We start from the raw sequence: 4,038 nt of genomic DNA, 5'->3' as shown, positions 1-4,038 counted from the left end.
GCAGAAAACTCCGATTTACGTGATATCGCAAATATATGGCGCAGGAATATAAAAACGATAAATACAGCTTCTGATATCGCCAGATTATATCACTATTTCAAGAAATATTTCCTCATTGCGGTCATTCACAAGGAAAAGGACAGGGGAAAAGAAGAGCATGGACAGGGGTATGACGGGTATGATGTTATCGGTTTTGTTGCGGGAGCGGTGAAGGATGGACACGGGCATGTCTCCGGGATCGCTGTGGAGCGTGAGTATAGAAGGAAGGGAATAGGGAGTAGCTTATTGCGGCGGTTGTACGAAGAATTCTACAATGACGGTTTTGAGCGAGTTACACTGGAAGTACGGAAGAGTAACAAAGAAGCAATAAGGTTCTACGAGCGTCAGGGTTTTAAACCCGCTTTTGTTATACATGGCTATTACGCAGACGGTGAAGATGCCATAGTGTATGAGAAAAGATTTACATTTACAGATGAGAATCCTATTAGCCACGGGAAGGAAGGCAGAGTGGATGGTTCGTGATGCGGTAAAGAATATAGATATAGACGGTAGTTCAGCTTCTGCGCTGCAATGTGAAGTACTCACACAAGACCTGGATATAGCAGCATTTTCAACACCAGCGTCGTTGAGAAGGGCACTCGTTACACAATCCGGTAATGGTAATAAGTATGACCTCATTCTGGTCTCAGGACTTTGCAAAGCCAATTTCTCTCATTTAGAGCGAGAGCTGAAGACACCTGTTCGATTGGGACCGCGGAACGCATACGACATCACCGAAATTTTGAAATTCGCTGATAGAATAGAATTCTCTACCCGGATACCTGCCGATGTATTACTGAGCATGAAGAGGAAAGAGGATGCTAAACAGCTCTTACGGGTATTAGAGGAAAGAGCGAAGGATAAGTTCAGGCTGAGAGGTGTGAAAATAGGAGGGGTTACGAGGATGAAGGTCTGTGCAGAGCTTGTGGATGCAACTCTGATGGATGATGCGGATATCCAACACAGGATGGAATACTTCATCGAGAGTGGCGCCGATATTGTGGATATTGGCGTTCATATAGGTGCGAATCCTGCGGATGTGAGAAGGGCGGTTAAGGCTGCTCGTAGTTTCGCACCTGAGCTCCCCATCTCTGTTGATACTATGGAGCAGGAACTTATACTCGCGGGCATAGAGTCAGGTGCCGATATGGTGCTCAGCCTCAACAGTGCGAATATCTCTGCAGTTGGGGATGCAATAGCGAGAAATGATATAGCAGCGGTTGTTGTGCCCGATACCGATACCAATACTGGTCTTAAATTATCCACACTGCTTACGAACATAAATACCGCACGTGAGATGGGCATCAAGCGCGTAATAGCAGACCCTGTTCTTGATGCCGTCGGCTACGGAATAGGAGAGTCACTGCACCGGTATTATCTCTTCAGGCTGCTGGATAAGTGTACACCACTATTCTTCGGTGCCGGTAACGTAACGGAGCTCATGGATGCCGACTCTGTCGGCGTGAACGCACTTTTAGCTGGCATTGCCTCTGATATAGGTGCTGATATCCTTTTTACACCCGAATACAGTGCCAAGGCGAAGGGTAGTGTGAAGGAATTAAGAGTGGCATCGGAGATGATGATGCTCTCGAAAGCTCGTAATAGCACACCTAAGGACCTCGGACTCGATCTTCTCATCATGAAAGAGAAACGAAGTAAGCCAGTATTGCAAATTAACGCCGATACAGATGTTATAGAAGCAAGAGGCGCGAAGAAATGGCGGCTCGACCCCGCAGGGTCTTTTGAAATCGGTATCTGTGAGGTTGGAGGCAGACGAAAGATATATGCTAAGCACCTGCCCTCTGGTATCCAGATAGTGGGTTTGAATGCGAAGGAAGTGATGGATACAATCCTGCGGCTGAAGAAGGTCTCGCTGCTGGAGCATGCATCATACCTGAGCAGGGAATTGATGAAGGCTGAGCTCGCACTATACCTTAACAGGGGTTATGAGCAGGATGGAACTCTATTTTGATATGCTTCATGCCTCTTCATGCTTCTTCTCCTTCACCTCTGAAATCGCTTCCCCATCCCGGAATAGGATTCTTAGCATGTCCCCGGTCGAGATATCCATCACACTCCTCACCACCTTTTGTTCCTTCAAGCAGATACTATAACCCCTTTCGAGGATTGCTCGCGGACTTAAAGCATCAAGTTTACCATTAAGAGCCTGTAAACCCTTCCTGTGTAGCTGCACACGATGCATAACCTCAGCAATCAGGGTTCTCTTCACTTCGTCCACCATCTGCCGATATTGGTTTATCCTCTCAGTGGGCTTTCTGAACAGGACGTTCTTTTCTATACTCTCAAGTCTCCGCCTTTGCTGCTCTATCAGTTTGTAGATGTTCTGCCGCAACTGCAGCTCAAGCGTGCTCATATTCTTCTCTATCTGCCGCTTATCAGGCACGACCAGCTCAGCAGCTTCTGATGGTGTTGCCGCTCGCCGGTCTGCAACGAAATCCGAGATGGTGAAGTCGGTTTCATGCCCCACTGCCGATATTACAGGAATTTCAGATGCAAATATCGCTCTTGCTACACTCTCCTCGTTAAATGCCCACAGCTCTTCTATTGAACCACCACCTCGTCCCACCACGAGCACATCCACCTTCTCAAGTTCCCTATTCACACGATTCATCAGCTTGATGGCATTAACAATCTGAGGAGCAGCTTCTTCGCCCTGTACTGCTACCGGTGCCAGCAGGATATGCACATGAGGGAATCGCCGCCTCGTGATGTTTATCATATCACGGATGGCTGCACCGGTAGGGGAGGTGATAATGCCTATGGTATGGGGAATAACCGGTATCGGCTTCTTATGTGTGGCATCGAACATGCCTTCGTCCTTAAGCTTCTTCTTCAATTGCTCAAAAGCTCGATATAGCGCACCTATACCCGATTCCTGCAGCTCTTCTACATACAACTGATACCTGCCCCGTTTCTCATACACGCTTATATGCCCCCGGACTATCACACTCATACCATCTTCAAGCCTAAATTTCAGTAATGCATTCCTATTACGAAACATCACACACCGCAACTCTGAATATTCATCCTTGAGTGTGAAATAGACATGCCCGGAAGTGGGTTGACTCACATTGGAGAGCTCACCCTTTATATAAATATCCCTTAATAACTCATCACTATCCAATTTCTGCCTGATGTAGCGCGTTATTTCCCATACAGAGTATATACGAGTATGAGTTTTTTCTTTTTCCTTTTCTTCTCCTTCTCCTACTTCTCCTTCGCCCGGTACATCTTCCTCTATCACCGCAGCAGCAGTATCATCTTCTTTCTTCAGATGCAGGAAGTCCAGTAGTGTTATCTTTGGCTTTACCATTTTATAACATCTCTTTTATGAGTGCGGGTTTCTTCAATATAAGTGAAGGGTATCCCAGATAAGGAACACGCACCCTTGCTACCGCTATGACCCATTCTGGCTTCACTGGCTCAATCCTGACCCACCTGCCATCACTAACCCTCACAGCCAGACACTGCTGGTCATAGGCACTATTATTATCACCCTTTGTAATGTAACCTGCATGAGGCGCAGGTCTACCATCAGGCATCTTATCTCCCTTGTTCACCCAGTACATCGCACGGTGTATAATCGGTGTTATGGAAGAGAACCCATCTGGTCTGTATATGATCACATCCCCGTAATTATTGAATGATTTATAATTGCACTGCATACCCTCCTCATACGTTATGATATGTGTGCGATGCGGTGATTGTACGAATATCAAATCCCCTACCTGCATGTTTGGTACCATACTCCCGGACTCAACAGCATAGCCGATGTGCCACGTACCCGTGAGCGCATATGCCACCACTATTATAAGACCAACAATCAACACCGCCTCCATCAGACTCTTACCTGTTTCTATCAGTGCCCCCTTCATTGCCATATTTTCAACCTCGTTTGCTATTTGTATTTATTTGGTATTATACTCCCTTTACTACTATAAAAGGTTTAAAAATGAGAGCATAACATAATAAGGAGTA

Annotated in this window: 4 protein-coding genes; 2 read left to right on the top strand and 2 right to left on the bottom strand. The window is 46.3% G+C overall.

The features are described from left to right. Positions 1–522, top strand: a 522-nt coding sequence (gene rimI / locus J7J01_06195) for a ribosomal protein S18-alanine N-acetyltransferase (GenBank protein ID MCD6210466.1), incomplete at its 5' end; no start/stop codon positions are given. Continuing rightward, positions 449–2,011 (top strand): dihydropteroate synthase-like protein, encoded by a 1,563-nt coding sequence (locus J7J01_06190; protein MCD6210465.1) that lies wholly within the window; start codon positions 449–451, stop codon positions 2,009–2,011. The genes rimI and J7J01_06190, both read left to right, overlap by 74 nt. A gap of 6 nt (positions 2,012–2,017) precedes the next feature. Here J7J01_06190 and J7J01_06185 read toward each other — a convergent pair whose 3' ends face one another. Both J7J01_06185 and J7J01_06180 read right to left on the bottom strand, forming a co-directional pair. Then, a complete protein-coding gene (locus J7J01_06185) occupies positions 2,018–3,373 on the bottom strand; it encodes an exodeoxyribonuclease VII large subunit (GenBank protein MCD6210464.1) in 1,356 nt (451 codons plus the stop codon). Position 3,374: 1 nt separating this feature from the next. Next, the gene (locus J7J01_06180; protein MCD6210463.1) at positions 3,375–3,941 is read right to left on the bottom strand and encodes a signal peptidase I; all 567 of its coding nucleotides are present in this window, start codon (positions 3,939–3,941) and stop codon (positions 3,375–3,377) included. Positions 3,942–4,038 lie beyond the last annotated feature (97 nt).

The organism is Methanophagales archaeon (assembly GCA_021159465.1).
In the GTDB taxonomy this organism is placed as follows: domain Archaea; phylum Halobacteriota; class Syntropharchaeia; order Alkanophagales; family Methanospirareceae; genus G60ANME1.
The sequence above is the reverse complement of the archived record's forward strand: the minus strand, read 5'-3'. Positions and strand labels throughout refer to the sequence as shown.

Bases quoted from the DNA above. Each gene is read 5' to 3' on its own strand.
- J7J01_06190 (MCD6210465.1), top strand. From the start codon at position 449: ATGAGAAAAGATTTACATTTACAGATGAGAATCCTATTAGCCACGGGA.
- J7J01_06185 (MCD6210464.1), bottom strand. From the start codon at position 3,373: ATGGTAAAGCCAAAGATAACACTACTGGACTTCCTGCATCTGAAGAAA.
- J7J01_06180 (MCD6210463.1), bottom strand. From the start codon at position 3,941: ATGGCAATGAAGGGGGCACTGATAGAAACAGGTAAGAGTCTGATGGAG.